General features: G+C 45.5%; 23 protein-coding genes. 7 read left to right on the top strand and 16 right to left on the bottom strand.

The features are described 5' to 3' along the window. Positions 1–3 precede the first annotated feature (3 nt). Genes nikC through ACSR9A_RS03680 form a run of 5 tightly spaced genes read right to left on the bottom strand, consistent with a single transcriptional unit; the run spans position 4 to position 5,620 of the window. Positions 4–888, bottom strand: a complete 885-nt coding sequence (gene nikC, locus ACSR9A_RS03700; protein ID WP_473755682.1) for a nickel transporter permease — start codon at positions 886–888, stop codon at positions 4–6. Further along, entirely contained in the window at positions 885–1,829 is a 945-nt protein-coding gene (gene nikB, locus ACSR9A_RS03695; RefSeq protein ID WP_473755680.1) for a nickel ABC transporter permease, read from the bottom strand. The genes nikC and nikB overlap by 4 nt, the downstream gene beginning before the upstream one ends. A gap of 1 nt (position 1,830) precedes the next feature. After that, on the bottom strand, positions 1,831–3,453 hold the full coding sequence (gene nikA / locus ACSR9A_RS03690) for a nickel ABC transporter substrate-binding protein (RefSeq protein ID WP_473755679.1): 1,623 nt from the start codon (positions 3,451–3,453) through the stop codon (positions 1,831–1,833). Positions 3,454–3,476: 23 nt separating this feature from the next. Continuing rightward, complete coding sequence (locus ACSR9A_RS03685) at positions 3,477–4,808, bottom strand: opine metallophore biosynthesis dehydrogenase (protein WP_473755676.1); 1,332 nt, start codon at positions 4,806–4,808, stop codon at positions 3,477–3,479. Continuing rightward, positions 4,805–5,620 (bottom strand): nicotianamine synthase family protein, encoded by an 816-nt coding sequence (locus ACSR9A_RS03680; RefSeq protein ID WP_473755674.1) that lies wholly within the window; start codon positions 5,618–5,620, stop codon positions 4,805–4,807. The genes ACSR9A_RS03685 and ACSR9A_RS03680 overlap by 4 nt, the downstream gene beginning before the upstream one ends. Positions 5,621–5,842: 222 nt before the next feature. Here ACSR9A_RS03680 and ACSR9A_RS03675 point away from each other — a divergent pair, with 222 nt between their 5' ends. Together ACSR9A_RS03675 and ACSR9A_RS03670 are read left to right on the top strand one after the other, a co-directional pair. After that, entirely contained in the window at positions 5,843–7,261 is a 1,419-nt protein-coding gene (locus tag ACSR9A_RS03675; protein WP_473755672.1) for a PepSY-associated TM helix domain-containing protein, read from the top strand. Positions 7,262–7,277: 16 nt separating this feature from the next. After that, positions 7,278–7,787 (top strand): FixH family protein, encoded by a 510-nt coding sequence (locus tag ACSR9A_RS03670; RefSeq protein WP_473755670.1) that lies wholly within the window; start codon positions 7,278–7,280, stop codon positions 7,785–7,787. Between the two features lie 103 nt (positions 7,788–7,890). On the opposite strand, the gene ACSR9A_RS03665 is transcribed toward ACSR9A_RS03670, so the two are convergent. From ACSR9A_RS03665 to ACSR9A_RS03625, 9 genes are all read right to left on the bottom strand, one after another. After that, positions 7,891–8,628, bottom strand: coding sequence for an ABC transporter ATP-binding protein (locus ACSR9A_RS03665; protein ID WP_473755669.1), 738 nt, complete (start codon positions 8,626–8,628; stop codon positions 7,891–7,893). After that, the gene (locus ACSR9A_RS03660) at positions 8,621–9,442 is read right to left on the bottom strand and encodes an ABC transporter permease (RefSeq protein ID WP_473755667.1); all 822 of its coding nucleotides are present in this window, start codon (positions 9,440–9,442) and stop codon (positions 8,621–8,623) included. Before ACSR9A_RS03660 ends, ACSR9A_RS03665 begins: the two co-directional genes overlap by 8 nt. After that, positions 9,439–10,008 carry a nitrous oxide reductase accessory protein NosL gene (locus ACSR9A_RS03655; RefSeq protein WP_473755665.1) on the bottom strand — a complete coding sequence of 190 codons (570 nt, stop codon included), beginning with the start codon at positions 10,006–10,008 and terminating at the stop codon, positions 9,439–9,441. The genes ACSR9A_RS03660 and ACSR9A_RS03655 overlap by 4 nt, the downstream gene beginning before the upstream one ends. After that, complete coding sequence (locus ACSR9A_RS03650; protein WP_473755663.1) at positions 10,005–11,342, bottom strand: right-handed parallel beta-helix repeat-containing protein; 1,338 nt, start codon at positions 11,340–11,342, stop codon at positions 10,005–10,007. The genes ACSR9A_RS03655 and ACSR9A_RS03650 overlap by 4 nt, the downstream gene beginning before the upstream one ends. Then, positions 11,339–11,698 carry a hypothetical protein gene (locus ACSR9A_RS03645; protein WP_473755661.1) on the bottom strand — a complete coding sequence of 120 codons (360 nt, stop codon included), beginning with the start codon at positions 11,696–11,698 and terminating at the stop codon, positions 11,339–11,341. The genes ACSR9A_RS03650 and ACSR9A_RS03645 overlap by 4 nt, the downstream gene beginning before the upstream one ends. A 112-nt stretch (positions 11,699–11,810) precedes the next feature. Continuing rightward, positions 11,811–13,559, bottom strand: coding sequence for a thiol reductant ABC exporter subunit CydC (gene cydC, locus ACSR9A_RS03640; protein ID WP_473755659.1), 1,749 nt, complete (start codon positions 13,557–13,559; stop codon positions 11,811–11,813). Next, positions 13,546–15,294 carry a thiol reductant ABC exporter subunit CydD gene (gene cydD, locus ACSR9A_RS03635; RefSeq protein WP_473755657.1) on the bottom strand — a complete coding sequence of 583 codons (1,749 nt, stop codon included), beginning with the start codon at positions 15,292–15,294 and terminating at the stop codon, positions 13,546–13,548. Before cydD ends, cydC begins: the two co-directional genes overlap by 14 nt. After that, complete coding sequence (gene cydB, locus ACSR9A_RS03630) at positions 15,294–16,307, bottom strand: cytochrome d ubiquinol oxidase subunit II (RefSeq protein ID WP_473755655.1); 1,014 nt, start codon at positions 16,305–16,307, stop codon at positions 15,294–15,296. Before cydB ends, cydD begins: the two co-directional genes overlap by 1 nt. 2 nt (positions 16,308–16,309) lie before the next feature. Continuing rightward, positions 16,310–17,704, bottom strand: a complete 1,395-nt coding sequence (locus ACSR9A_RS03625) for a cytochrome ubiquinol oxidase subunit I (protein ID WP_473755653.1) — start codon at positions 17,702–17,704, stop codon at positions 16,310–16,312. A 296-nt stretch (positions 17,705–18,000) separates the two neighbouring features. Between ACSR9A_RS03625 and ACSR9A_RS03620 the strand changes: the two genes are divergently transcribed. The 3 genes from ACSR9A_RS03620 to ACSR9A_RS03610 all read left to right on the top strand — a co-directional run bounded on the left by ACSR9A_RS03620 (position 18,001) and on the right by ACSR9A_RS03610 (position 19,723). Continuing rightward, complete coding sequence (locus tag ACSR9A_RS03620; protein ID WP_473755652.1) at positions 18,001–18,150, top strand: hypothetical protein; 150 nt, start codon at positions 18,001–18,003, stop codon at positions 18,148–18,150. Continuing rightward, the gene (locus tag ACSR9A_RS03615; RefSeq protein ID WP_473755650.1) at positions 18,147–18,758 is read left to right on the top strand and encodes an SCO family protein; all 612 of its coding nucleotides are present in this window, start codon (positions 18,147–18,149) and stop codon (positions 18,756–18,758) included. Before ACSR9A_RS03620 ends, ACSR9A_RS03615 begins: the two co-directional genes overlap by 4 nt. 242 nt (positions 18,759–19,000) lie before the next feature. Further along, a complete protein-coding gene (locus ACSR9A_RS03610) occupies positions 19,001–19,723 on the top strand; it encodes a response regulator transcription factor (protein WP_473755648.1) in 723 nt (240 codons plus the stop codon). Positions 19,724–19,785: 62 nt separating this feature from the next. On the opposite strand, the gene ACSR9A_RS03605 is transcribed toward ACSR9A_RS03610, so the two are convergent. Together ACSR9A_RS03605 and ACSR9A_RS03600 are read right to left on the bottom strand one after the other, a co-directional pair. Further along, positions 19,786–20,145, bottom strand: coding sequence for a c-type cytochrome (locus ACSR9A_RS03605; RefSeq protein ID WP_473755646.1), 360 nt, complete (start codon positions 20,143–20,145; stop codon positions 19,786–19,788). A gap of 56 nt (positions 20,146–20,201) precedes the next feature. Further along, on the bottom strand, positions 20,202–20,906 hold the full coding sequence (locus tag ACSR9A_RS03600) for a sensor histidine kinase (protein WP_473755644.1): 705 nt from the start codon (positions 20,904–20,906) through the stop codon (positions 20,202–20,204). A 340-nt stretch (positions 20,907–21,246) separates the two neighbouring features. Here ACSR9A_RS03600 and ACSR9A_RS03595 point away from each other — a divergent pair, with 340 nt between their 5' ends. Both ACSR9A_RS03595 and ACSR9A_RS03590 read left to right on the top strand, forming a co-directional pair. Beyond that, on the top strand, positions 21,247–21,936 hold the full coding sequence (locus ACSR9A_RS03595) for a metal ABC transporter ATP-binding protein (RefSeq protein WP_473755643.1): 690 nt from the start codon (positions 21,247–21,249) through the stop codon (positions 21,934–21,936). Continuing rightward, positions 21,933–22,736, top strand: coding sequence for a metal ABC transporter permease (locus tag ACSR9A_RS03590; RefSeq protein WP_473755641.1), 804 nt, complete (start codon positions 21,933–21,935; stop codon positions 22,734–22,736). The genes ACSR9A_RS03595 and ACSR9A_RS03590 overlap by 4 nt, the downstream gene beginning before the upstream one ends.

The following is a 22,736-nucleotide window of genomic DNA, read 5'->3' as shown; positions in this document are numbered from 1 at the left end:
ATTTCAGGACTTAATGGATGAACTTCTGCGGACATCGAGCAGCTCGCGCAAACCGTCACTTAGCATATTACATGCCAAAACGACAATTAAAATACATAATCCTGGGTAAATCATCAGTTGTGCCGCTGCCTGAAAATAAGGCCGCCCATCGCTGAGCATGGCCCCCCATTCAGGAGCAGGTGGCTGCGCGCCTAATCCAAGATAAGAAAGGGCAGAAATAAGCAGAATCGTTCTCCCTACATCCCCCGCAATAAGAATGCCCAAAGGAGAAGCTATTTTGCGAAGAAGATGACGTCTAATGACTGTTCCAGTCGAACTCCCAGCGACAATAGACGCCATAATATACGCCTTCTGCCGTTCGGACATCACAACTCCCCGTACAACACGGGCATAACCAATCCATTTTACACAGGCGACAGCGAGCATCACATTCATCAGCCCTGGTCCGACAATTCCCGCAACGGCAACCGCGATCAAAAATTCAGGCAGCGCTCCCGAGGCATCAGCCATGCGCATTAAAATCGTATCCGCTCGACCGCCTTTGTAGCCGGAGATTAGCCCAATGGGTACTCCAATCGCTACGACTACTGAGATGACTGCAAGTGATAAGCCTAATGTTGTATGTACCCCTACAAGCAACCTAGATAAAATGCAGCGACCTAGATGATCCGTACCTAGCGGATAGGTAAAACAGGGAGGCAGCAGCCGATCCTGCATTTGAATCAGAAGCGGGTCATTCGGAGCCAGCCATGAACCCGTTAAAGTCAGGATGAGAAAAAAAAGAGCTATTGCCGTACCGATCATTAACATGGGATGCCTAAAAAAGCGATGCCTTTTTCTCAAAGCTCCAGGCTTCTTATTTATATCTAGAGTCTGATTCTTTTTCATAGACGCCCCGCTTTCTGCAAGCGAAGTCTGGGGTCGAGAACGGCAAGGCCAATATCCGAAAGCCAGTTAGCCGCAAGAAAAAAGAATCCGCTTAATAACACATAACCTTGAATGACGGGGTAATCACGCAGCCTAATAGCTTCTATAGCTGTACTGCCGAGCCCCGGCCAGCCGAATAACGATTCAGTCACAACAGATCCTGCCATTAAAGCCCCCATGCTTATCCCGAAAATCGATACAATGGGCATCAAGGCAGCTCGCATCGCATGACGAATCGTAATCCTCCCTTCTGAAATTCCTCTTGATTTGGCAGCAAGGATATATTCCTGTGACATGGTGTCAATTAGCCCTGCCCGCAGTAGCCGGATGTACTCAGGCGCTATCACAAACCCAAGCGTGACCGATGGCAATATAAGATGAAGACCACTGCCGCTCCCCATCATTGGAAGCCAATTTAGATGATAGGAAAATACATAAACCAAAAGCAATCCAAGCCAAAAGCTAGGTATAGAAGCCCCAAATAGAGCGAAGAGTCGGCTGAAGGTATCGGGCAGTCGCCCCTTATATTTTGCAGCCAGCCAGCCCAAGGGTACGGAGAAAACAAGCAGTACAACGAGCGCACCCAAAGCAAGATAGATGGTTGCCGGCAGTCTTTCCATTAACATCGTCCATACTTCTCGGTTACTCGTCATGGATTTGCCCCAATCCAGGCTGAGCACATTTTTGAACCAGTTTCCGTATTGGACATAGATCGGCCTATTTAGCCCCAGCTCTTCCCGGATAGCTTCTTGATTACTTTGTGTCAGTGCACCGTCGCTAGCTTGTAAAATAGCTAGCACCGGATCACCCGGTGCCAGCTTCATTAAGATAAAGGTCACCATACTAAGTAATATCAGTACAGCTACAAGCTGGATGAACCTTGATGTGAAATGCCTAAGCATTTTAATTCACATCCAGTTTATTGGTTACAATGTAAAATTCCTCAGCTCCCGGCTTCCAGTTCACAACCCGCTTATTTACCCCAACCAAAATGTTTGGGTAAATAATATACGAATGCGGCATCGCTTCATTAATGACCTCCACCGCTTGGCGAGTCAGCTCATTTCGCTCTTCTACTCCACCCGTTGCGTTTAATTGCTTAATAAGGGGATCCAGTTTTTCAATATGAATGTTGGCTGGATTGTACGCGCCCCCAAGAACATACGTGGAATTCAGGAATGAGCCTCCATCGCCTCGCGGTGAGGTTAAATAACTACTCGTCGAAATATCCCAATCTGTATGATCCTTGATATAGACTTCCGGATATTCTACAGACATGATTTCAATCGTGATGCCAATTTTGGCCGCTTCGGATTGCACGAGCAAAGGAATAAGCGGGAGCTCGGGATTTATTCCTGTAAACGCGATTAATTTAAAGGTTAGAGGCTTCCCGTCCTTTTCCAGCTTTCCACTTGTTCCTTTTACGTAACCTGCTCTCTCCAAAAGCTGCAGCGCTCCTGCCTGATCCAGCTTTTGAGCTGCTCCAGGATTACCAAAAGCTAGGCTCGAATTAAATGGCCCGTTGGCAGGCTTAGCATGACCAAGCATAATACCGTTAACAATCGCATCACGGTCGATAAGCTTATCGATGGCTTGTCGAACTTTAATGTCTTTTACTTGGTTGCTTGCAGGATTATAAGTGAAATAATGAGTACGAAGACTAGTGACAGATTCTACAGAAAGGCCTTGTTCTTTTCCAATAGCCTCAAGCGACTCTGGTGCCAGATGATACACAACGTCTGCCTGCTTTGACTGGAAGGCTAATGTACGAATGTTGGCATCAGCGTTAAACTGGTATGTAACCTCCGCTAGCTTCGCCAACTCATCCCAGTATTCATCATTGCGTATAAGCTTCATTTCTTTACCGGGCACAAAGCTTGCTATTTTGAAAGGGCCTGTGCCAACCGGTGCTTGATTAAACTTTTCTTTACCCATTGCCGTTTCAGCAGCCGCACTGATCAAACTTGTCGTTGGATGCACCAGTTCGGTTGGATATGCAGGCAGGGGCTCCTTCGTCTTGATCGTGAGCTCCTGACCGCTCGCTTCCATAGAAGCGATTTTTAGCGATGCGCTCAGAGCCGGGCTATCGGCAATGCCCCGTTCGAATGAGGCTTTAGCAGCTGCGGCATCCAGCTTTGTACCATCCTGGAAAGTGACATCATCTCGGAGCGTAAATACCCAAGTTAGCTCATCTATGGCTTCCCATTTGCTAGCCAGCCAAGGCGATACCTTCATATTCTTATCTAAACGAACCAGTGTTTCGGTAACACCCGCTCGAAGCGAGATCCAGCCGTTATGCGGGTCCAACGTATCAGAGGGAAGGCTATGAATAATCGTCATCTTTTTGTTCTCATCCGCTACTACATAATCTGCATCTGTAGAAGATGACTGTTCACTGTTAGTTGACCCCTTGTCATTCGTAACAGCCTGATTGGAGGAGCACCCCGCCGTTAGGAGTGCTAGCAGCAAAAAAGCCGCTCCGATTATTTTCAAATCCATTTGATACCTTTTTTTCGCATCGTACATGTGTCAAGTTTCCCCTTCCTTTCCTATGACCCGTTAGAGCTATGTACTTGAACATTATGTGAATGAAGAATAGCTAATGCCTGCTCATTACTTTGATCCTCAAACAGCTCCTGCCTGAAATGACTCCTTCCCTTTTCCTCAGCAAAGGCATTTAATTTATTTTCAAACTGCGTGATTAAATGCTGGGTTTGCGGAAGAAGGATGCCCATGAGTTGACCTAATTCTCGAATTAAGAGTAGTTTTTTGTAATCCTCGTAGGGAACCCGAGGTATGATCCAAAACCCATGTTCATCAAGCGATACTTGCTTGTATGGAACCGCTGAAAAATCAAAATACTTTCCTTGCTCATTTGGAATAGAAAATGGATCAATTAATAGGGACGCATACCTAGTGTAAAGGAGATATTCTTGCGTAATCTGTTCCGCATTCTGAAAATTTTCTATGCTCGCTCTGGAAATACTCATTTCGTGAACAGGATAATTGTCATCGTTCAAAAACTTCAATAAATTAAACGAGTTAATATGAAGTCCATCTAATACGTGAGATATTTCTTTCCAAAGCTGTACCATGACATGTATGGCGTTAGGAGTAATAGGGCCTTCTGGATATAATTTATACATATGCATCCTCGAGCGTTCTTCCCTAAAAATTTCATGAAGAGAAAATTCACTCATAAAGAAGGGCGGATGAACATAAGTGGTAATACTGCGGCATTCTGCTTCCAACGGAGAGTGGACAACAACACATTGAATCCCTAATGACTCCACTAACTCTTTTATTACAAAAGACATGGAACTAGCAGCTTGGCTGGAGGCAATCCATACCTTCCGCTTAATCCCCTTAACAACTGTTTTCAACACATTTTGTGAGGCGGGAGAAAATTTGGAGGCCGCATAATAAGTCGAAAAGCTAATCACTTCAATTTGTCCCCTTGCATCCTTCCATAAATATTGAACCCATGCATTAGAGCCTAGTCCGGGAGAAAGAAGAATGACTTGCTTTACTTTCCGTAACGCGCTCCGCTGTAGTTCTATTATCACTTGGGCATAGCAATCACTCGGCGTAGCAATTACAATTGTGTCCCACAAATCTTCTAGCTCATCGTAGCCATCATAAAAACACTCTACGGTTGCATGGCTTGATATATGCTGATGACCAGAAACCTGCACTTCACAATCCAACTGAAAGTGGTTGTTTTCAAGTGCTTCATTCACTTTTTGGGAGTGCTTACCTTTACGATTCAACAAACCTACACAACGAGACATTTTACTCCAGTTAACCGCGGCGTGGATGCCTGCCGGACCGGCCCCTATGATTAAGGTGCTGCCAAAAGGAGTTTGTGTGTTATCCATCATTGCTCACGTGCCACCTTTTCTAAAGTAAGCTTTGCTTTCAGAACCAGCGTATCGTAAATGCAGTCGTTTCGCGTAAACCATTTCTTCTCCCATTCATTTCCAACATCTATCGCAAGAGGATAATTAAAAATAGATTTTATTCCATTGCCGTATCGTAAAATAATAGATGTTTCCGGAGAAATAGCCGGTTTAAGTTTCTCTAAAACCTCGAATTTGTTTCCTACTAAAGAAGCAATAAAGATATGTGTGGATTTCAGAGCATAATGCAGCCCTTCTACATAACTGCCAGAAAATCGAATCCGATTACGCAGCCCAGCAATCTCCGCTATTTTTCCTCCAAGGTTGACCGCCTCCTCGTCTACATCCAAACATAGCACTTCTGCCCCTGTCTCTCTTGCAATCGTTAGCGCCGATAATGGAAAAGCACCTGAACCGATAAATAGTACACGAGAATCAGAATAAAACTCAAAATCCAAAAGCTCTTTTTTTATAGAGGAAGACAGTAAAGTCAAATACTCACTTAAGCTTTCTTTGTTTTGCAATAGCTGGCTGCTCTGATATTTCTCCAGTTCACAAAGCGCCTGATTACTGGTCGATCGAAGTTTTTCACTTTGGTGTATAATTTCTTCGTTATGCCCCCACTGCTCCCAACTCTCATGATGCTGCTCATTCATAATGTACTGACAAAGCGTATCCAGCTTTAATTGCAGCAGCTCATAACAATCTGCGTGCTCATTCGAATAATCTTTCAAGAGGCTGATTTCATAATCAAATGATTTTAAGTCCAGCAAAAGTGAATATTTCCGTTTCACAAGCTCCCTCCATTCGCTTGCCAAAGGCAATGTCCTATCCAATATTACATAAATAGTAAATACCGCCTATGACTCAAGAGAGCCAATTTCATCCTGTTTTTTGAACAAATGATGAACGAGGATAGTTTCATATCCGGTAGGATAGCTCTAATGAGTCATCGGCTAACTAGAAAGGCACACGTATAATGAAGGAGGATTTTATTTATTTAGGAATGGAGTTATATGATGAGGACAATGCCAGCAGAACATTCAAGCTCTTCTACACCCGAGGTGAAAAGCAAAACTTCAGCAGGAGTACGCCAGTCTATTTATCAGTCTGTATGGAGATGGCATTTTTACGCCGGTATTATTTTCGCGCCCTTTTTAATTATTTTAGCGTTTAGCGGAGCCGTTTATTTATTTAAGCCTCAAATTGAAGGTTATTTGTACAAGGATATGCTGATGGTACGCGAAGTCGGGGCAGCTCCGCTGGCACCTGAGAGTATTGTGGGCAAAATAGTAACAGCTTACCCGGGTACGGTTATTTCCTCGATCACGCTGGACAGCAACGCGAAGTCGAGCTATAAGCTGTCCGTCACTCGCGATGGAGCTTCTACCATCATGTATGTAGATCCTTATACGGGACATGCGCTTGGCATGCTGGATAGCAACAAGACGTTCTCTGCCTTTTTCAAAAAAATGCACAGTGAGCTTGTTATCGGGGGCACCTTCGCCAATCGACTTGTAGAGCTCGCTGCATGCTGGGCTATTATATTAATCCTAACAGGGCTTTTCCTTTGGTGGCCTCGCAGCAAAGCAGCCATTTGGGGAACGATTTTGCCACGGCTTAGCAAACCAGGCAGCCGGCTCTTTTGGCGTGATTTGCATGCCGTTCCTGCCTTCTGGCTTTCGCTTGTGCTGCTGGTTATTATCGCAAGTGGACTTCCTTGGTCCGGAATCATGGGCAGTCAAATTGACAAGGTAGCCAATTCAACTAATACGAATACCCCGCCCTTTGCCTACAGCTTCGGAGCCAAACCGGACTCCGTCACCGTAGCACAGGATATTGCCGAGGATCTGCCTTGGGCAGCGGAGAATGTTCCAGTCCCGGCTTCAATCGCCGGCGGGTACGTTCCTTTGAGCCTAAACGACATTGCCGGTATTGCCGATGAGCAGCAGGTGATTATGCCTTACACGATTACAAAGCCTGCGGGAGAAACCGGTGTGTTTACGGTGTCTACTGCCCATTCGACGACGGGGCAAAGCGCTACGCTTCATATAGACCAATATAGTGGTGCCGTTCTGACCGATGTTCGTTTTGCGGATTACGGGATTATGGCCAAAGCCATTTCTTATGGGATAGCCTTTCATGAAGGGCGATTGTTTGGACTTGCCAATCAAATACTGGGTTTGATTGCCTGCATAGGCCTCATACTCGTATCTATCAGCTCTTATGTCATGTGGCGCAAAAGAAAACCAGCTGGCAAGCTTGGAGCACCAGCCAAGCCCAAAAGCACCAAAATAACCATTGCTGTACTGGTTATTATGCTGGCTTGCGGTGCCATCATGCCGCTAGTAGGCTCGTCCATTCTGATCGTTATCGCTCTTGATTTATTCATTCTCCGTAGAATAAAGTCGCTTCGGCACTGGTTCTCGGTCTAGTAGCTAGGGGAGTCTAATGATGAATATTAAAGTCAACCGTAATATGTACACATGGGCATGGCAACTGCTTATTGTCTTACTACTTATTGTCTTGTTGCTATGCGGGTGTACCGCCAAAGCCGTAGAGACGGATGAGAGCGGGCTGCCGCCTCATTTAAGTGTAAATCTTCAATTGCCTAAGTCATTCGAAAAAGGCAGCTCCAGCGTTTTTTCTGTAGCAGTGTCTAAAAGCAATAAGCCGCTTGAGCACGCGAATACAGCGGAATTTGTCATATGGCGGGAAGACGGCAAGGATTCTGCCATAACCCTTAAAGCCGAGGAAACCTCTCCCGGTTTGTATACCGCCGCTTATGTCATTGACGAAGACGGAGTGTATTATGTCCAATCTCGAATCAAATTTGCCGATGCTCAGGTGCTGCCAACTAAACGCTTCGCGGTTGGAGCCTCTGCCATAGAGCGCCTTGCACAGCTTGAAAGTGCGCAGCACTCCGATGCGCCTGCTCCAGCTGCTGGCGGACACCATTAAAGCGAACAGCATTAAATAACGATACTTAAACCCAATAACCCCGGGCCACAGGCTCGGGGTTATTGGGTTTAAGTATGAAATAACCTATACAATTAGTAGCCGATTAGTAGCCGTTAAGCTTTCCGGTTAATCCAAACCATTCAGCGAATGCTGCCTGTAGTCCGCTCGCGCCTAGCTGCGCTCGAATATCAGCTGCTGTACCTTCAAGCTCAATTTGACCTCCTCGTAGCAAAGCAATACGATCTGCCAGAGCTTCGGCTACATGAAGCTGGTGCGTGGAGAAGATAACGGTCTGACCGCTCGCAGCGGTTTCTTTAACCATACGTACAAAAGATTCGATCCAGTAAGGATCAAGTCCATTCGTAGGTTCATCCATTAGAACGACAGGTGGCTTTGCCAGCAAAGCCTGCGCAAACAATATACGCTGCCTCATTCCTTTAGAGAAGCTTGAGACTGATTTTTTCCCCGTATCCTCAAGACCGACTTCTTGCAGAAGTTCTTTAACTCTCCTCTGTGTTACCCCACGAAGCGCGGCCCAGAAGGCGAGTGTTTCGAATGCGGTCAATCCCTGACTAAAGCGAAAATCATCAGGCATATAGCCAATAAGGTCCGCATAACGCTTACGATTATTTTTCCACTGTAACCCGCCGACCGTAATCTTGCCACTGTCAGGATGCGAAATGCCCGCAATCATTCTCAGAATCGTGCTCTTGCCTGCACCGTTCCCACCGCATAATGCTACAATTTGGCCTTCTTCTATTTGTAGATTAAGCCCTTCTATAATCACTTGCTTCTTCATCTTTTTTGTAATCCCATCTAGTCTAACCATCGGTTTAGCCACGCAAGCGCCTCCTCTCCCACATGAGTTGTGCAGCTGCCATTACACTTCCAATCCATATCAGTGCAACTGCTACAAAATCAAAGTTGCCGCTAGGCCGTCTGATCCATGTAATCCATTCATAATATTCAGGACCTAGAATAGCTCCCCCTCCAAGCTTTACAACTGTAAATAGTCGGGACAGCTCCGCTGGATTAAGAAAGGTAAGCAGCGTCACCGTAGGTTTGATCATGGGGTAAGGCATGAAGCCAAGCACTGCAATAAGCAGCGGAGGCCAGCCAATAATCGCAAAAAACCAGATCGCTACGGCAATCGTTAATGCCTGCCAACGGTTTTTCGCTAGCGTACCTATTAACAGAGCGATAGCTAGAAAAAATAAGGCCACGCTGCTGGAAAAAGCCAGCAGTTGCAAGTAAGTAAGCAGTCCAAAGCCAGAGCCTGCAGCAAATCCTAGAGCACCTGCCAACCCAAAGCCTATCGAAACAATAACAAGCAGCACAATCGCGAGCCCGATATATTTGCCGAGGATAAAGGACCATGTGCTTAACGGATAGACGGATAACAGCTCCCAGCTCCCGTCCTCCTTCTCGGCAGTCAAGGAAAAAGAGCCCAGCAGCAATGCCATTAGTGGCAATAAATATAAAATTAAGTTAAGCGTCGTCCCCGTAATACCCGAATAGCCTTGTACGTAACCCTGCGCATTGATGAGGAGCAGACACAGCATAAATATAGCAAACAGTCCCATGAAGGAATAGGCCCACGGATTGCGAAACCCTAGCCGTACTTCCCTTATTGCAACGTGTGCGGTCTGAATCACGAGTTCTTCCCTTCTGTTCCATGACCCATTTCCATCTCTTCTTTACTATCATCGGAGTGCATGCTTTCGTTGTGCATCTCCATATTTTCCATGTCCATCATATCGCGGTTCACTTCCCACTTATGATCCTTTAGATCAGCTGAGCTAAGCAATTCGCCCTTACCTTGTTCAGCGATATAGGCTTGTGCGGAAGCTTGGTTCTCGAAGGCGATCACGCCGTAGGCCATTGGGGTCACATATTCCGCGTCGTAAGCATAATAGGCATTTTCATATTTGAGCCAGTTTCCACTGTTATGGTCTCTTACAAACTCAGCCCCTACCGTCTCCGTTCCATTTTGAACCTTCCAATCATTCATACAGCCAATGTCATCAAATTTCAAGGATTGTCCATCCTTCGTAATGATTTGCGTAGCATAGGGGTCATCTTTTACCGCCATGTTACAAATGACACATATATCGGTTTCTTCATTAATCTCCTGCGGCTTATATTCCTTTGCTCCACAGGCACTCGTTAGCAATACGATAACCATTATCAAAAGCATTGCGTTAAATGACTTCATTTTCATCTTTTTCTTACCCCCATATAAATGAATAACATAGATAGACAAAGCAGTAAGACCCCTATGATAGCGGAGTGCTGCAAGGTCTGCTTGGATATAACTAAGCGAGCACTTTCCGTTGGCTCCATCAAAGGAGAAGCATCTGATGCCCATTGCTCTCTTTGCGACTGGTAAAGCCCTTCAAGAAAGACCATACCTGGAGACTGAAAGAAAAGCTGAAAGCCTGGCTTTGCTTTCACAAGGCTTTGGAAAAAAGGATTAATCGCGTAAGAAATCTCGCTTTTTCCATCTCCGTCCAGATCAATGCCTTGAAAAGTATCCCAATAGTTTCCATCGAGTGTATTATTGACACTGTTCCTAGACGCAGCACTTGCCACATTGCCAATAAACTGATTTCCGCTCATGGTATTGTTTTCAGCATCTAGCAACTGGAGGCCAATAAAGTTTCCAACGATGCTATTGTTTGTAATACGGTTCAGTGTCGATTGCTCCACGTATAACCCAACCCGGTTTCCCTCTACATGATTATCGAAAACCATTATTTCATGTGCATCAAACAAAAGGATTCCCTGTGAGTTCACATTCTCACTTTGTTTCGTGAATTGATTATTGGAAAGCTCAACCTTACGGGCTGCCATAACCATAGCTCCGGTAATATTCAATCTCCCGATGTTATGGCGTATAATCGTTCCCTTTGTATACATGCAGTGCACGCCATACCGCAGCCGCTCAAAATGATTTTCTTCAACCAAATTGTTGTCGCTGTTCTCCATATAAATGCCATCATGCATAGCGATGACGGTATTTCCATAAAACGTATTGTTATCCGAGTCATACAGATCCATTCCGTTTCCCTTGTCGGACATCTTGATTGACCGATTAGCCCCCTTCCCTGCCCATACAATACTCGTATTTCGCACTTCACCATGATCAGCCTTCCTCATCTTAATGCCGAAGGAGCCCGTATAGATCTGCAGTTGATCCAATAACACGCCGTCTGCCTGAATCAGCACAGTTGGCTGCTGCTTAATCTGTTCGTCACGAATTATGATTCTGGTTAACGCCACGTCATTAGCAATAATTTGAACAGCGGGTTTATTAGAAGGATTGTTTATTGTAACCTCTTCCCCTGACTTCGCCTCCAATTGAAGGGGCTTGTCAATCATTATGGGTCCCTCATATATTCCTTGCGCCAGAATAATCGTAGTGCCTGGCTGTGCCTCATTAATGAGGGACTGCAAATCTTTGGCCTGTTCCTCTGCTTTTATGGAAGGCGTTATGTAAATAAAGGACAAAACACCCAATAGGAATACCAATATGGATTTTTGAACGTTCTTCATTGAACCACAACCTGCTTCTTTTTCGTTAAATGAATATCCTCGGTATACAAATGCAGATAAACCTCGTAAGTCCCAGATTTAGAGAAGGTGTACACCCCGTCAAACGTGTTGCTTCCTCCCTTCTCAGCCTCCACTAACGCCTGTTTATCATCCACCCGAATTTCAAACGTCAATTCAGATGATTTGGAAAGCTCGGCGCCTGTAAATGCGGCACTTAGCTTAATGGGGGTACCTGCTGATGGAGCAGCCGGCTCCGTCGTCAATGCTGCCTCCAGAGCTGCCGGATCAAGAGGAGCGGTAGTAGAAGCAGAACATGCTCCTAGAAACGTACAAATTAAACCTACTACTGCTGTCATTTTGACTACTGTTCGCAATTTTTCACCTACCCGCTATCGTTTCTTATTTGTATTTTAACAAAAATAGACTTTTTTCCGTATGCCTCAAAAGGGCTATGATGAACATGCACCTTCATTCTAATTCGTAAAGCTTGCGATATCGCATATTTCCCCTCATAAGCTGCTCATGCGTGCCTCGCATGCTGATCCTGCCTTGATCCATAAAAATCACTTCATCCATCTCTTCCATGCCACTCAGATGATGGGTGACCCAAACGACCGTTTTTCCATGCAGAACGCGGAAAACAGTCCGCATAAGCTCACGCTCATTTTTTGGATCAAGCCCAACAGTAGGTTCATCCAGAAGTACAATCGGGTGGTTTTGCAATAAGATACGTGCGAGCGCGACTCTTTGCTTTTCACCGCCTGAAAAACGAAGCCCTGTTTCTTCCATCCTTGTATGGTATCCGTCTGGCAGAGACTCAATCAGCTCATTCAAACGCACCTGCTCGGTAACCAAACGAACCTCCTCATCGCTAGCTTCCGGGCGGCCAAGTCTTATATTATTAGCAACAGAAGTATCAAAAAGATACGGATTCTGATTTAATACGGAGAACGAAATCGAATTTCCGGCTTCGGCATTTACAGGAATACCGTTCACCTTAACACTGCCCCTATCAGGCTGTAATTCTCCTTGAATCAGATTCAATAATGTCGATTTTCCGGAGCCACTGCGTCCTAGAATTGCAATTTTCCCTCCTTGAGGAAGCTGTAAAGAAATATCATTTACGGCCCATTCCCGTGAATGAGAATAACGAAAACTTACTCCCTGTAGGTCAAGCAGCCCTGCTTTCGGCAACAAACTTGAAGGCTTAGAGGCAATGGAATATGTGAAATTGCGACCATCCGTGGCATTTTCATTTTCTATAGCCTGCAGACGCTTAAGTGAAGTCTGGTATTCCGGCAATTGGGCTACGGCCCCTGCTGCACGTACCATGGCCTCTAGAAGCGGAAAGGCAATAAGCGCCAGTGCGGCTATCCACGTCGCTGGAATCGTTCCTTCATCTGCTAGCCGTCCTGCCCATAGCGTCATAACCATAACCGCAGCACCTATACCGCACTGAGAAATCCAGTTTACCCGCCATTCGCTGCGGCGAAGCGAGTTCTCTATCCGCGAAGAGGATTCCTGCTTTTTGAAAAAGGATTGCAGAAACGGCTGAATTCGGCCGCTCAGAATCCAGTCGGACATGCCGAACATTGCATCCGTCAGCTCCTGATAAGCTTCACTACGGACTTGCTTTGCTCTGCGCCTTCTCCCCATCGATGCCATCAAAGCAATGAAGGGTACTAGAAATAGTAAAAAGCCGCAATATAGTGCCATCATAAGTGCGAGCACACGATCCAGACGTCCCAATGCGGCTACTCCTACAGCATAAATGAGGATGGAAGATAAGGCGGGAAGCAGGAATTTTAAATAAACGTTCTGGAGCTTTTCAATGTCCTCTGCAAGCAGCCCTAGTAAATCTCCTGTGCGAAACCGGGTTTGGAGCTGCAGCGCCTGCGGCTCCAGGGCGCGATACAATCGAACACGCATGCGTGATAATACGCGAAGTGCCGCATCATGACCAGTCAGTCTCTCCATATATTGAATAATAGCCTTGCCAAAGCCAAAGGTGCGTACAAGCACAATCGGCACATACACCATCAAAATATTTTCAGGTCTTAATGCCGAACGTGAGATCAGATAGCCCGAAGTGAACAGCAGTGCACCTGCACAGCCAAGTGCCAAAGCACCGAGTAAAAGTGCGGCTGTGAAGGTCCAAACATGCTGTCTCAGATAAGGCAGCAGCCATCCGATTTGTCGATGGTCATCCCCCTTCATTGCCAACCTCCCCCGAGCCTTGCAAGATCAAATTATAATAGACGCCTTGCTGCGCCTTTAACTGCTCATGTGTTCCGCTTTCTGCAAGGCGACCCTGCTCCAGTACTAGGATAAATTCCATTTCTGGCATCCAGTGCAGACGGTGTGTAGCCATAAACACCTTTCTTCCTTGTAGAACAGTTAACATCATCTGCTTTAGTTCGTATTCGGTCTCAATGTCAAGATGGGCCGTTGGCTCATCGAGTAAAATGACGGGACGGCTACTCAGAAGCGCACGGGCCAGTGCAACACGTTGTGCCTGCCCCCCACTTAGCACTCTTCCACCTTCTCCAATTTGCGAATCGCTTCCCGTCTGAAGCTGATCGACCAAAGAACGCAGCCCAACCGCGTCTATCGCCCTCTCAACCTGTTCCTGTGTGGCATCTGGAGCATAGAACCTGACATTATCAGTGAGCGATTGACTGAACAGGTGGGGATGCTGCGGAATATAGGCCACTTGGCGTCGCCATTCTTCTCTGACGGTTCCGGTCATCCGTACGTTGTTAACACGAAAGTCACCGCGATCCGGTTCAATGAACCCGCTCAGCAAGCCAAGAAGTGTCGTTTTCCCTGCCCCGCTGGCACCAACAATGCCAATTCGGGTAACATTTTGCGGAAGCTGTACGGACACCTTCTTCAGCAGAAAAGTCCCTGCATCGCCCGCAACCTCGATGCCAGAAAGCTCCATAGCCAGCTCTCCTTTTTGCTCTGCTAGCATAGAAGGAGGTTTGTCTTCCTGGCCTGCTTCAAATTGTTTTTTAGAGCTAACAATGGAGCGAATCGTGCCCCAGGCTTCTTTGCCATCGAGAGAAGCATGGTAATCCGTACCCAGCAGCTTGACGGGCGTGAAATATTCAGGTGCGATTAAGAGCACGGCCAGCGCAACCTCGAGTCCGAGATTTCCATTTACCAAACGAATGCCCAAGCCTACTGCGACAAAAGCAACCGATAACATACTGAAGAAATCAAGGGCAAAAGACGAAAGAAATGCCACACGCAGCGTTCGCATAGTCGATACCCTGTATTGATTGCTGACCTTTCCGACCGACTCGCTATGTGCTCTGCTCCGTTTCAGAAAGCGCAGCGTCAGCATGCCCCGCAAGGAATCTGTGAAATGATGCGACAGCATCCGATGAGTTCGCCATTGCTTGTCAGCCTGCTTCCTTGCCGCGAACCCGAGCAGAATGAAAAAACCGATAAGTATCGGAAGCGTACACATCAGAATGATTCCCGATATCATGTCCAACCTATATACCCACAGCAAAAGTAGAACCGTAACACAGAGCATATCAATCATACGGGCAATCGACAGCTCCAAATACGTACGAAAACGATCCACTCCGTCCAACACCAGCGTTACCAGACGCCCGCTCCCCTGCTTCGCTGCAAAACTCGGACCATGCCCGAATATCGCCACAAGCAGCTGCTGCCGAATGGCTTCAGCTTTTTTTTCTGCGAAGCCGCCGGAAAGCCGTCGCTGAAGCCAGACGAAAGTTTGGCGAGCGACGAAGCTTATCAAAAATAGGAGCAACGGCTGAGTTGCTTGATCAATCGGCTTATTTTCAAATAACAACGTAATGGCTTTGGCCAAAAAGGTGGCTTGACCTATAATAGCTGCTCCTTGAAGAAGGGAAAGCACAGTCAGCAGCAGCATATGCAGCTGGTTTCCCTTTAACTGAAACCATGACCTGTCCATTAGTATTCCAAATGCTCCTTCTCGTTGACACGTTTATGGAAGACAAAGTAGCTCCAGGCTTGGTAAGCCAGTACAAGGGGAAGGAGCGTAGCTGCCACAATCGTCATTGCTTTTAATGTATAAGCACTGGAAGCGGCGTTATAAAGCGTCAGATCAAACGCTGTATTAATTGAGCTGACCATGAATCGAGGGAAAAGTCCAACAAAAAACGATCCAAATGTCAGCAATATCAACAGCCCCGACATGCAGAAGGCTCTGCCTTCCTGTCCCCGCTTCAGGAACCATCCGGCAAGCAACACCGCAAGGACCCCTATCAGGACAAATACCAGCAATAAGCCTCCACGGCGTTCAAATAAATCAGTGACGGAATAGGTCCATACCACAAGCACAGCTAACAAAACAGCTTGCACGGGTAAAAATTTAGCCGCCATATGGCGGGAGCGCTCTCGCAGCTCTCCCATTGTCCGCAGAGAAATGAAGGTAAGGCCATGCAGCAAGCACAAACCGACAATCGTAATGCCTGCCCACAAGCTGTAGCTGTTCACAACATCGGCGAATCCAGATCGCATCTCCATGTCTTGTCCTATGGGCTGTCCCTTGAGTAACCCAGCCAACATAACACCGAATAACAGCGGAGGAACACTGCTTCCAATCAGAATGGCTATATCCCATGTTTTCCTCCACCACGAATGTTCCACCTTGCCGCGAAACTCAAATGCGACACCTCTTAAGATCAGTGCTATCAAAATAAGCGTAAACAGGACATAATAGCCGCTGAACATCGTAGCATACCAATGCGGAAAAGCAGCAAACATAGCCCCGGCGGCCGTGATCAGCCATACCTCATTTGCATCCCAGAAAGGACCAATGGTATTGATAAGCACTCTTTTCTGCCTATCATTGCGACTAAGCAAGCCCGTTGCCATACCAACACCAAAGTCAAAGCCCTCAAGAAAGAAAAAGCCTGTAAATAATACGGCAATTAACAAAAACCACAAATCACTAAGCGACATCGTCAGACCCCTTCCTTGAATTGATATGGATCCTGCAGGGCGATTTCTGGCTCATGGGCTGCATACGGCCCTTTGCGAGCTTCGCGAACAAACAGAAAAGCCAGAACACCCAATAAAATGACATAGAGTACGGTAAACAAAATGAAGGAAAACAGCACTTCCCCTGCGCTCGTCGTCGTAGAGACGGAATCCTTCGTTTGCAGAAGTCCAAATACCGTCCACGGCTGACGGCCTACCTCTGTCATAATCCAGCCGGAGGTATTCGCCATAAACGGCAGAGCGATTGCAAACATCATCACGCGCATAAACAGCTTATTTGACTGTTCAAGCTTTTTGCGCACCGCAAGATAAGCTCCATACAGTCCTAATAAAATCATGGCACTGCCGCAAGCAATCATAATGCGAAAGCTCCAGAAGGTTGTGCGTACAGGCGGGATATAATTTCCGGGTCCATACTCAGCCTCATACCGAGCTTGAAGCTCTTTCATTCCAATAACCGAGCCTGAGAACTGGCTGTAAGAGAGATAGCTGAGAAGGTAAGGCACTTTCAGCTCAAATGAATTCTCCTGCTTATCCGGATCAATGCCTGCAATAACGGTCCAAGGTGCGGGGTCACTGCTCGTTTCCCATAAGCCTTCGCTTGCAGCCATCTTCATAGGCTGTGTCTCCACCAAAAATTGAGCCTGACCATGGCCGAATAATGCAATGGCTATGGACGATACAAAGGCGACGATGATGCTTAAAGTAAAGGAGGGCTTAAAAAACTCCATATCCTTTTTACGAAGCAGCTTCCATGCGCTGATTCCTGCAATCAGAAATGCGCCTGTTGCAAAGGCTGCAAACAGCGTGTGCGGAAACTCCCAAAGCACCTGTTCGTTCGTTACAAGCGCCCAGAAATCGACCATTTCTGCCCGACCATTATTCAAAGCAAATCCGACGGGCCGCTGCATGAATGAATTCGCCGTCAAAATCCAGAATGCCGATAACATCGTTCCAATGGATACCAGCCACATGCAGGCAAGATGGACGCCCTTGGATAAGCGATCCCAGCCAAATACCCATAGTCCAATAAAGGTAGATTCCAGAAAAAAAGCTAGAAGCGCTTCAATGGCTAGAGGAGTCCCGAACACATCTCCAACAAAGCGTGAAAAGTCAGACCAGTTCATCCCGAATTGAAATTCCTGCAAAATACCAGTAACGACGCCAACAGCAAAGTTGATCAACAGAAAATGCGCCCAAAATTTCGTCATCTTCTTGTACAATTCTTTTTTTGTAATGACATACATCGTTTCCATGATAGCCACAAGCAAAGACAAACCTATGGATATGGGGACAAAGACAAAATGAAGGATCGTTGTCGTTGCAAACTGAAGGCGTGCTAATTCTACTACGTCCATCTAGGTGGTTACCTCTTTTCTGCATGTTATGTACTGAAAAAAGTATGTGATTTTCTTCACTCACTTTTCAGATAATCATCATTATAGATCATCATCGATGTTTTTGTATGGCCCCATTGAGCGGGTACGTGTGACAATGCTGTCACGAAAAAGCGGCTACTTTGTGAAAAAAGGCACAATATTGACTATCGTGTGACATTTGTTCTTTATGATTGTGAAAATAGCTCCTACGAGTCATTAAGTTGCATCATGCTTTGCTTATATAATGAATGAGTACGAAGAAGGGAGAACGAGACATGCTGTATTGGTTTATTTTAGGAGGATTATTTTTAGGTGGCGGCGCTTACGTTATGCTCAACGGAGCGAAGCTTGTACAGGAGGACAATGAACTGCAAGATAGCATCGTTCCTCATCCAGTCGTAAGTGATAAGGATAATCAGGTATGATAACAAAAAAGCGTAGCCCCCTTCTTATCGCAGTCATTATTTTCGTGGCGGCCTTGATCGCTTATCTTGTGTATACGTTTCAAGGAGGAAGCAGCAAGCTTCCTGTATTGAGAGAAGCTCCGGCCTTCACCCTTCAGGAGCTGGACGGCACAGCCTATAATCTGAGCGACAGTTTGGGAAAAGTAATGCTGATCGAATTTATGTTCACAAGCTGTCCTGATATTTGCCCTGCAACGACATATAATATGGTGCTGCTGCAGGATGAATTGAAGAAACAGGGCCGTTTTGGTGAAAATGTACAATTCGCAGCCATAACCTTTGACCCTAATTCGGATACACCGGAGGTTTTTGCAGCTTATGCCGAGCGTATGGGTATTGATCGGTCAGGCTGGAAGCTGCTGCGTGGAGACGAGGCCTATACGATTGAGAAAGCAAGAGAATATGGGATTGCGATTCAAAAGCTGGAAGATGATCAGTTTGTACATACGGTAACCTCCCTCATGCTGCTGGATGCCAATCATCAAATTCGCAAGGTCTATCGCATGGGTGAAGAAATGGATAACTCTGCTATTTTGAAAGACATTAATGCTCTCCTTAAAGAAAAATAATCCGTTAAAATGACATTGAAAAATGTAATTGTGCCCCTCCCAACCAGCTATTCCGACTTAGGATGGCTGGTTTTTATTATCTTCTTCTGCTTCGCGTATTGTTCATTAGTTCGTTACATTTTATCGATTTTTAGCTATATCGAGGCATATTACTTCATGTTCGTAAAGAGCATAATGATGCAAGATAGTCAGCTAATATAACCTTGCTGATTCAACTCATTGCTTAATGGAGGGTCGCTACCTTGAAACAAAAGAAAAGTGTTATTCTCATTATTAGTCAGGAAAAACATACCCAAGCTCAATTGAATTCCTTTTTTTTAAAAGAGGGCTATCCTACAGACACCACGTCTCATGTGAAAAATGCTTGGCTTAAACCAGATCGCAATCATTATGGTTTAATCATTATTGACCATGCGGAAACCGGCTTGAGTAATATTCAATCGTGCATCGCCATCAGGAAAAGACTACAAACCCCCATTATGTTAATTACAGAGAATGGCAAGGAAGACCAGCGATTAGCTGGCTTTGAAGCAGGAGCCGATGATTGTTTAGAAAAGCCATTTTCCTATAAAGAAATGATTTGGCGAACCAAAGCTATTCTTAGAAGAAGCACTGCTCAAGCCCTGAAAGCAACGAGCAGAACGGATTATCCAACTATACAGTTAAGTAGACTCACCATTAATCCATCTGCTCACCGTATTCTAGTAGATGGCACGGAAATCCACCTGTCTCTAAAAGAATTCGATCTACTCTATTATCTTGCGCTTCATGCAGATATCGTTCACACGCGTGCTCATCTTCTTGGTATCGTATGGAGACAGTCTGAAGTAAACGATTACCGAACAGTAGACACACATATCAAACGTCTTCGCGAAAAGCTAACCCCCCTTTCACCGGATATAGGAGCCATGATCAAAACGGTGCGAGGGGTAGGCTACATATTTAGCAAGGCAGGCCTAGTATGATGAAGGTTGAATTAGGAACAGAACAAAAAAGGCAGCGCTGCATCATTACAGCGCTGCCTTTTTTATCTAGGCTTTTGCTCCGACAACCATTTGGAAACACTTTGAATATCCTCTGCCGAAATGTTTTTTTCAAACTTGGGCATTCCATTTTTGCCGTTTGTAACAATGTCAACGATTTCCTCTTCCGTTAATCGACTTCCAATGCTCTGGAGACTGGGCCCTCTTCTACCTTGAAGATCAGTACCATGGCAGGACATGCATTTCTTCTTGTATATGATTTCTGGATCGCCATTTTGGACACTTATTTCTTCTGTACGGTTATGATTCGTTGTAGCGTCAGCACCTGAACTTCCACATGCCGATAATACCAACACACCTAGAAGGACGCCTATTACAGAACCGTTCTTAAGCTTACTATTCATATAACTCCCTCCTGATGATCGTCTACAATAAGAACGCGTACTTGTTGATTGGTCATTTAAGCTACATCTGCCTCCCGCTGTATCACTTCAAGTACGGTTCTTTCCGATTCTCGTCTCAATTGGAGTTCCCAACCCAACTCTACTGTCCGTTTCTCTAAAAATTTCAAGCCATAACTGCCTTCCTTGAGCAACGGATCATCGGTAAAGCCTAATCCATTGTCTGAAATCCGGCATGTCCAGCCGCATTCTGTTGATTCTAAGCGAATCCGAATATGATTGACTTCCTTCGCATGCTTTCGAATATTAAGCAATCCTTCTCTAAGAAATGCGTATAATGCTATTTTTTCCTTATCCGTTAAATTAATTTCTGATATTGGCCAACTATATTCGGTATTTATATCTGAATCGAAATGCAGCTCATTAATTAAGTTGCTAATGGAATCATTCCAAGGTCCAACGGCTACCTCAGGCGGATATTTTAAATTTGAAATGGACTGACGAACGTATTCATTGACCTCCCGTACCGTATTTTTAATAGACAGCAGCTTCTCGTCTTGTTCCATAATTGGTTTAAGCTGCTCGAGCTGAACAGAAACCAAAAATAAGGACTGGGCAACGCCATCATGAAGTTCTTTAGCCAGCTTTTCACGCTCCTGAAGTGCCATTTGTATCAGCCTTGCTTGCTGCAGTTCCTCTTGAATCGCTTCTAAAATTGTAAAAAGCCGCGTGATCAGCAGCAGCGTGACTACAAATACAATCAACGGTGAAATCCAATTCCCCGCATCCATCGATATATAGGGTAATAAATATTCATGCCGAACATACTCCCATACCCAAATGGTTAGCGTTGGTATGATTAAAATTAACCATTTAATTTGTTTATACAGTGTGAATATCCCCCTTTGAGATTGACAATAGAACTTTTAAGCATATGTCTATTGTCGCTTATTTCTACTTCTTAACACATGACTCATAAGAGCTAATTGTTTAACAAAATTCTCAGCTTTGTAACCATGTCATTGGCATATAGCTATATGGAGTCATTCTAACTTGTAGCGTCATTGTACATAATGTAAAAAAGAAAGAGGTGAACGAAGATAAGTGCTTGCTCTTGAGCTTCAACAGGTAACCGCGGGTTATGGCATGAACCCCATCATCAATCAACTGGATTTCAAAGCTGCGAGAGGAGAGCTTGTAGCGATAAGCGGTTCTAACGGTGCAGGAAAATCAACTTTGTTCAGAGCCATTCTTGGACTGCTCCCGATTTCAGCAGGAAGTATAACCATCCATTCACACAAAATGGAGAATAAGAAGGATTTTCACTTAGCTCGAAGGAACATCGGGTTTGTGCCTCAAGGCGTTCAAGGAGGTAATTTACCTATAACGGTTTTTGAATCCGTTATGCTAGGAAACTGGGGAGCTTCATTTTCTTATTGGAGACGCCCAACTTCTGCTGATAAAGATCAAGCTGCCAAGTGGCTAGAGCATGTCGGATTAACGCACTTGGCCAACAAAGATTGTAGGCAGTTGTCAGGCGGGCAGAGGCAAAGAATGAATATCGCGCGGGCATTAATCAGGGAACCGGATATTTTGTTGCTGGATGAACCAATTACACATTTGGATAAAAGCTCCCAGGAGCTTCTTTATTCACTAATTGCAGCGTGCAGACAGCAATCGCCCCATCTATTAATCCTGATGAATACTCATCAGCTGGAAGAAACCGCTCCAATAGCAGACCGCATCTACCTAATGGAAAAAGGACAATTAGCCGAGGTTGGTGAAGCGCCATGAGCGTCCTCGATTATTTACAAATCCCTTTGTTCCAACGAGCGTTCTTTGCCTGTATTATCGCAGGCGGCTGCTTGTCCCTCATCGGTATTGTCGTCATACAGTTCCAGCTTACAGTCGTCAGATTTGCGCTTATGCACCTTTCGCTTCTAGGTGGAGCTTTAGGCTTACTTATAGGAACCAAACCCATGTGGGGTGCTATGGTTGCCATCGTAATCGGGTCGCTTCTTTTCGGGCCTCTATCCACAAAAATCAATTTGGAACCCGCTATTACAGGCGCTTTTCTGATGACGGGCTCGCTTGCTGCAGCCTTAATGCTCTTCCATGTTGGCGGAGTGCCTGCTATGGAGGTATTTGGACTGTTTGCCGGCAGTATTCTTACGCTTACTCCCTTAGATTTTTGGCTATTGTGTATCGTCAGTGTAGTTATTGTGTCTTTATTTTTATTTTGTTATAGAGAGATACAGCTAGTTCTGCATGATGCCGAGCAAGCCCAGTGGCTTGGTATCCCAGTAACAACGATCCGCAACTCGCTTCTTTTTCTGACAGGTATTGCAATCGGAATTTCCATGAAGCTGGTTGGTGCCTTGTTGATTGACGCCCTGCTGCTTCTGCCTGCAATGGCGGCATCAAGGCTCGCCAAAACCTATAAACAGCTTCTGTTATTATCTGTTCTGTTTGGCATGCTGTGTGCCATTGGTGGCTTTCTATATTCCTTAATTCTGAACTTGCCTACTGGCGCAACGATTACTATGTGTGGCGTGCTGCTTCTCGGCATTTGCTATATGTTAAAAAGAAAATAA

This window comes from Paenibacillus sp. R-74696 (assembly GCF_055814915.1).
Note: the sequence above shows the minus strand (reverse complement) of the source record. Positions and strands in the feature narration are given on the sequence as shown.